This is a genomic window from Neobacillus drentensis, from assembly GCF_036962765.1.
GTDB lineage: Bacteria > Bacillota > Bacilli > Bacillales > Cytobacillaceae > Neobacillus > Neobacillus drentensis_C.
In genome coordinates, this window is record NZ_JBALOS010000059.1 from 20915 (window position 1) to 27338 (window position 6424).

At 38.6% G+C, this 6424-nt stretch carries 5 protein-coding genes; all 5 read left to right on the forward strand.

Annotation, left to right across the window (positions count from 1 at the left end; all coding sequences use genetic code 11):
- Positions 1-125: 125 nt before the first annotated feature.
- Positions 126-557: a division/cell wall cluster transcriptional repressor MraZ gene (gene mraZ, locus V7137_RS09510; RefSeq protein WP_098572668.1), complete on the forward strand. Its 432-nt coding sequence runs from the start codon at positions 126-128 to the stop codon at positions 555-557.
- A gap of 63 nt (positions 558-620) precedes the next feature.
- The gene (rsmH, locus tag V7137_RS09515) at positions 621-1553 is read left to right on the forward strand and encodes a 16S rRNA (cytosine(1402)-N(4))-methyltransferase RsmH (RefSeq protein ID WP_218345711.1); all 933 of its coding nucleotides are present in this window, start codon (positions 621-623) and stop codon (positions 1551-1553) included.
- Between the two features lie 62 nt (positions 1554-1615).
- Positions 1616-1969, forward strand: coding sequence for a cell division protein FtsL (gene ftsL / locus V7137_RS09520; protein WP_335697862.1), 354 nt, complete (start codon positions 1616-1618; stop codon positions 1967-1969).
- Positions 1970-1971: 2 nt separating this feature from the next.
- The gene (locus tag V7137_RS09525; protein ID WP_335697863.1) at positions 1972-4218 is read left to right on the forward strand and encodes a penicillin-binding protein; all 2247 of its coding nucleotides are present in this window, start codon (positions 1972-1974) and stop codon (positions 4216-4218) included.
- Between the two features lie 120 nt (positions 4219-4338).
- Positions 4339-6258, forward strand: a complete 1920-nt coding sequence (locus tag V7137_RS09530; protein ID WP_218345708.1) for a stage V sporulation protein D — start codon at positions 4339-4341, stop codon at positions 6256-6258.
- Positions 6259-6424: the final 166 nt, after the last annotated feature.

Below are 6424 nucleotides of genomic sequence, written 5' to 3' on the forward strand. Positions count from 1 at the left end.
TTTTTTTTTTTGATAAATTTCTGGATAAAAAAGGATTTAAGGATTTTAAGAAGAATAGTTTAAAAATAGGTGGTGGAAAGTGGGGGAATGTGGTACATTTTTAATAGAAAGTGGGGGTCATGGGAATGTTCATGGGTGAATACCATCACAGCATTGATAATAAAGGCAGACTAATCGTGCCATCCAAATTCCGTGATGAACTTGGTGAAATGTTCATCATTACACGTGGTTTGGATCAATGTTTGTTTGGATACCCATTATCAGAGTGGGGGCTGATTGAAGAGAAATTAAAAGGCTTACCTCTGACAAAAAAAGACGCCCGGGCTTTTACTAGATTCTTCTTTTCAGGAGCAACAGAGAGTGAACTTGATAAACAAGGAAGAATTAATATCCCTGCACCGCTTTTGCAATATGCAAAGTTGGAAAAAGAATGTGTGATTTTAGGTGTTTCCAATCGGATTGAAATTTGGAGCAAACAGATTTGGGAAGACTATTTTACTGAGTCAGAAGAATCTTTTGCAGAAATTGCAGAAAATATGATTGGCTTTGATATATAATGGATAAATTATGTTAATATATTTTCTGTTATATATCGTTCGATTGGAAAAGGTGGTTACTACATGTTTGAACATACAACCGTGTTGTTAAAGGAAGCTGTTGATGGGTTAAATATTAAGTCAGATGGAATTTATGTTGATTGTACTTTGGGTGGAGCTGGACATAGTTCAGTTATTCTTTCCAAACTAGGAGTTAGTGGTAAACTATTTGCATTTGACCAAGATGAAACAGCAATTGCACATGCTAAAGAGAAGTTAGCTGAATATGGAGATCGTTTAGAAATTATCAAAAGCAATTTCTTATATTTGAAAGAAGAACTTGAAAAACGTGGAATTGTTAAGGTTGATGGAGTTCTGTATGACCTTGGAGTCTCCTCGCCTCAATTGGACACTCCTGAAAGAGGTTTTAGCTATCATCATGATGCGCCCCTCGATATGAGAATGGATAATGAAGCTGATATATCTGCCTATGATGTAGTTAATCATTGGTCCTATGAAGACTTGGTGCGCATCTTTTTTCGCTATGGTGAGGAGAAATTCTCTAAACAGATCGCTCGAAAAATTGAAGCCGCAAGGATGGTAAAACCAATTGAAACGACAGCAGAATTGGTTGAACTAATTAAAGATGCTATTCCTGCCCCTGCAAGAAGAAAAGGTGGACATCCTGCTAAACGAGTTTTTCAGGCAGTTAGAATTGCTGTTAATGATGAATTAGCTGTGTTCGAACAGTCACTGAATCAAGCAATTGACTTGTTAAACCCTGAGGGAAGAATAAGTGTTATCACCTTCCATTCACTTGAAGACAGGATTTGTAAAGCAGCTTTTAAGAAGGCAAGTGAAACCCCTAATTTACCTCCTGGTTTACCAATCATTCCAGATGAGTATAAACCGATATTAAAGTTAATCTCACGGAAGCCGATACTTCCATCAGAAGAAGAATTAGAGCAAAATAATCGCGCCAGATCTGCAAAACTAAGAATTGCAGAAAGGCTATAAGAAGTAATCCAGACATTCAAAACTGGATGTAGAAAAAGAAAATAATCTGGAGGGGAAGAAGATTGAGTAATCTTGCCAGGAAGAATTTAGAGCAGCAACAAACAGAGCAGAAAGTCCAAAATAAGAGTCAAGTAATTATTAAAAAATCCTGGCTCACTCCAGGAGAAAAAATTATTGGATTAGCCTTTGCTGGATTTGTATGTTTTGGTTCCGTTCATATTATTTCAAATCAAGCAAAGATTTACGATGTTAACAAAGATATACAAATTATGGAATCTAAGATAACGGAACAACAAAAAGTAAACAGCGATTTGCAAGTTCAGGTAAGCGAATTGAGTGCATACGAACGAATTTATAAAAAGGCCAAGGAAATGGGCCTAATTAAAAATGAAAATAACGTCAAGGTAGTGCATTAGAAATGAACAAGAAACAGCCCTATATGAATGCAGGAGCAACCATTTTATTTGGAATATTTGGTTTGCTCTTTTTTGTATTAATCTTTAGGTATTTCTCCATTCAAATTAGTGGAGAAGTTGATGGACAACCGCTTGCTGCAAAGGCGCAAGAAAAATATAGCAGGGAAGGAAATTTGGCAGCCTTAAGGGGCGATATCTTAGACCGGAATGGCGAGGTAATCGCTGAAGATACAAATGCCTATACCTTGATAGCAATATTAGATAAAAAGATGACAACGAATCCTAAAAAACCGCAACACGTAAAAGATGCGGCCAAAACGGCAAAAGAATTGGCTAAGTATCTAGAGATGGATGAACTAGAGATTTATAACATCTTAACCAAGGGAATAAAAAATCATAAATTTCAGGTTGAATTTGGTAAAGCAGGCAGAGATATTACCAACCAAACGAAGAATAAGATTGAAGACCAAAAGCTTCCTGGGATTACTTTTATTCGAGACTCCAAACGATTTTATCCAAATGGAGTTTTTGCTTCCCATGTAGTGGGTTATGCAGACAGGATTGAGCAAAAAGATAAAAGTATTACATCAGTTGGTAAAATGGGAATCGAGAAAATTCTAAATAATGAGTTAACAGGGAAAGATGGGAAGGTTAATTTTGAAAGTGATTTATGGGGTTTTATCCTTCCGGATGGAAAGGAAAAAATTACTCCTGCCCAAAATGGAAATGATGTTTATTTAACAATCGACCAAAAAATTCAAACCTTTTTAGAAGATGCAATGAACAAAGCAGCAAAGGAATATAAACCGGAAAAAATTATTGCGATTGTGGCTGATCCGAAAACGGGAGAAATTTTAGCGATGGGACAACGGCCGTCCTTCGATCCAAAAACGAAAGAAGGAATTGAAGATGGCTGGCATAATGAGGCGATTGAAACGTCATTCGAGCCTGGTTCGACAATGAAAATTTTTACGCTTGCAGCAGCTGTTCAGGAAAAAGTTTTCAATCCAAATGAAATCTATCAATCCGGTTCTTATCAAGTTACTAAAAAGGATAAGGCGATTCATGACCATAATTACTCTGGATGGGGTCCTATCACGTATCTTGAAGGGGTACAACGGTCATCTAACGTTGCTTTTGCGAAGATTGCAAAAGAGAAACTAGGATTTGAAAGGTTTAGGGAGTATTTAACAAAGTTTGGCTTTGATAGGCCTACCGGTATTGACCTCCCGAACGAAACTTCAGGGAAAATACAATTTACCTATCCGATTGAAAAAATTACCACTGCTTATGGGCAGGGAACAGCCATTACACCAATCCAACAAATTCAAGCGGCAACAGCGATTGCTAATGGCGGGAAAATGGTAAAACCTCATGTTGTAAAAAAAATTGTTAATCATGATACTAGAGAGGTTGTTAAATCAACAGCACCTGAAGTAGTCTCAACCCCAATCACAAATGAAACGGCAAAAAAGGTTCGAGATTACCTTGAAACTGTTGTTACCTCACCTAAAGGTACAGGCGGACGCTATAAAATTGATGGTTATAGCGTTGCGGGGAAGACGGGAACAGCAAATATCCCTGGCCCGAATGGCAGGTATTTACAAGGAGTAAATAACTATATGTTCTCGTTTTTAGGAATGGCTCCAAAGGATGATCCGGAATTAATTGTATATGTTGCTGTTCAGCAGCCTAAATTAGAGGGATTGGAAGCAGGTCAAGGTGCTATTCCTGTCTCGGCTATTTTTAACCCTGTAATGAAAAACAGCCTTCATTACCTAAATATTAAGCCTTCTAAGCTAGAAAAAGCACAATTAAATAAACTCACAGATTATAAGGGAATGTCGGTTGCAGAAACGGTCGCAGATTTAAAAGGAAAAGGTGTTGAAACCGTCGTGATCGGCAAAGGAACTGAAGTGGTTAGACAGTTACCAGAGTCGGGGACAACTGTTTTGGAGGGTGAGAAGGTAATCATCCAAACAAATGGCGAAATACTTGCCCCAGATATGACGGGTTGGTCACTTAGAGATGTAATGAAAGTAGCCAATATAGCTGGATTAAAATTAAATTCTAAGGGCCAAGGGTATGTAACGCAGCAAAATCTTAAACCGAAAACACATCTTCGAAAAGGAGATTTTTTAATTGTAGATTTAAAAACTCCTGAAGAACAATGGAATGCAGAAAATAATCAACAAGCCGATGACCAAACTCAAACAGAGGAAAATACAGGAGAAATAGTGCAAGATTAAAAGAAAATCCCGCTGCATAAAAAGCGGGATTTTCTTTTGTCTATTCCTCTTAGCGACCGTTCTAAGAGAAAAAGTACAAGCATATAAATGAACGATAGAAAAAGGAGGGTCGTTCAATCTATGCGTGTTTCAAATGTAACTGTCCGTAAAAGATTAATGATTGCACTATTCATTGGTATTCTAACCTTCTTAATTATTGATGTCCGACTTGGATATGTACAATTTGTGCTAGGCGATTGGCTGACTGCAGGTGCTAAAGACTCTTGGAGCCGGAATATCCCCTTTGAACCTGAACGAGGTGAAATTGTTGACCGGAATGGAGTGGCACTAGCAACGAATATCAGTACTCCAACTGTTTGGGTTGTTCCGAGACAAATTAAGGACCCCGCAACAACGGCAGAAAAGCTAGCTTCGGTTTTAAATATGTCAAAAGAAAAGGCCTACCGCGATATCACATTAAGAGAAAGGATTGTTCGAATTAAAGAAGGAAGAAAAATTTCACATGAAAAGGCAAAGGCAATCAGATCTTTAGGGCTAGAAGGTGTCTACATCGGTGAAGATTCTAAACGCCATTATCCAATGGGAAGCTACCTGTCACATGTTCTAGGGTTCGCAGGAGTGGACAACCAGGGGTTGATGGGACTCGAACAATATTATGATAAAGAACTAAGTGGTGAACGGGGCTCGGTTAAATTCTATGCAAATGCTAAAGGGGAAAGAATGAACGATATGGCTGATGATTATGAGAAGCCGACTAACGGCCTCGATTTGAAGCTGACAATCGATTCAAAAATACAAACGATTGTGGAAAGAGAGTTGGATATCGCTGACGCAAAGTACAACCCAGATGGTATTGTTGCGATTGCAATGAACCCGAATAATGGAGAAATCTTAGCAATGTCGAGCAGACCAACATTTGATCCTGCTAATTTTCAAAATGTACCTCAAGAGGTATATAACCGCAACCTCCCTGTATGGTCAACATACGAACCAGGGTCTACTTTTAAAATTATCACCTTGGCTGCAGCACTGAATGAAGGAAAAGTGAATTTGAAAAAGGAACATTTTCATGATTCTGGTTCAGTACAGATAGCGGGTGCTAGGTTAAAGTGCTGGAAACGCGGTGGTCACGGTGACCAGTCCTTTTTAGAAGTTGTGCAAAATTCCTGTAACCCAGGATTTGTAGAATTAGGGCAAAGACTTGGGAAAGATAAATTGTTTAAATATGTGAAGGATTTTGGTTTTGGACAAAAGACCGGTATTGACCTCCAAGGGGAAGGGACAGGGATTTTATTTAATTTAGACCGTGTCGGCCCTGTCGAACAAGCAACGACAGCCTTTGGACAAGGAGTATCTGTGACACCAATCCAGCAGGTTACTGCTGTATCTGCGGCCATCAATGGCGGAATATTATATAAGCCGTATATCGCAAAGGAGCTAATTGACCCTGTTACCAAAGAAGTGGTGATGAGAAATTCCCCAGTTGAAAAAAGGCGCGTTATTACGGAAGAAACATCGAAAGAAATCCGCCATGCCCTTGAGAGTGTTGTTGCAGAAGGGTCAGGTGGAAGGGCATTCGTTGATGGTTACCGTGTCGGAGGCAAAACCGGTACGGCCCAGAAAGCGAAAAACGGAAGATACTTAGAAAATAACTTTATTGTATCATTTATTGGCTTTGCCCCTGCAGATGACCCGCAAATTGTTGTCTATGTGGCCGTTGATAATCCCAAAGGAGTTACAGCCTTCGGGGGTACTGTCAGTGCTCCGATTGTCGGCAATATTATGAAGGATAGTTTGGGCCAGATGGGGATTAAACCTCGAAAAAATCAAATGGAAAAAGAATTGAAATGGCCAGATACCCCATTAATAAAACTACCAGATTTCACTGGTTTAACTAAAATGGAATTAATGGATCAACTGATAAACCTAAGAATTGATGCAAGCGGAGAGGGAGATGTGGTTGTTAGGCAATCGCCTGAAGCAGGTGCCAAAGTGAAAGAAGGATCCAAAATTAGGCTTTATTTTGGGAAGGAAGACTAATTTTGCTAAAAAAATCATGTATGCAAAGGCGGTCGGAATGATTTCCGCCGCCTAATTTTTTCATTAAGGTTACATTACTAAATAGCAAAATAAAATATTTTAATGTAAAATAAGATGGAACTTTCTTAAGAGGGATTTTTAAGGGAAATTTTAGTATTATGTATGT

What these genes read in the sequence shown, in the direction of transcription:
- mraZ (WP_098572668.1), top strand. Translation starts at nt 126, where the DNA reads ATGTTCATGGGTGAATACCATCACAGCATTGATAATAAAGGCAGACTA.
- V7137_RS09530 (WP_218345708.1), top strand. Translation starts at nt 4,339, where the DNA reads ATGCGTGTTTCAAATGTAACTGTCCGTAAAAGATTAATGATTGCACTA.
- V7137_RS09525 (WP_335697863.1), top strand. Translation starts at nt 1,972, where the DNA reads ATGAACAAGAAACAGCCCTATATGAATGCAGGAGCAACCATTTTATTT.
- rsmH (WP_218345711.1), top strand. Translation starts at nt 621, where the DNA reads ATGTTTGAACATACAACCGTGTTGTTAAAGGAAGCTGTTGATGGGTTA.